A 358-nucleotide genomic window follows, 5' to 3' on the forward strand; every position below is an offset into this window, starting at 1 on the left:
GGGCAGTTTCCACAAGGCCGCCGACGAGCTGCACCTGACCCAGTCGGCCATCAGCCAGCAGATCCGCAGCCTGGAAACCTATCTGGAGCAGCCGCTGTTCCTGCGCCAGGGGCGCAGCGTGACGCTGACCGACGCCGGCGCCGACCTGCTCGGCACCACCCAGGCGATGCTGCTGCAACTGGCGACGGGCATTCGCCGCCTGGACCAGTACCGCAAGCCGAACCAGCTGATCGTCAACACCAGCCCGGCGTTCGCGCGCCATTGGCTGGTGCCGCGCCTGCAGGCGTTCCATGAGCGCCATCCCGAGGTGGATCTGTGGCTCTACACCAGCGATGAGGCGCCGGACATGGCGACGCAG

The 358-nt window shown here is 68.2% G+C and carries 1 protein-coding gene; it reads left to right on the plus strand.

Annotated features, from left to right (window positions below; all coding sequences use genetic code 11):
- A partial coding sequence (locus N798_RS17085) for a LysR family transcriptional regulator (protein ID WP_035951158.1) occupies positions 1-358 on the plus strand: 358 nt, incomplete at both ends.

It is taken from the genome of Knoellia flava TL1 (assembly GCF_000768675.1).
GTDB classification, from domain to species: domain Bacteria; phylum Actinomycetota; class Actinomycetes; order Actinomycetales; family Dermatophilaceae; genus Knoellia; species Knoellia flava.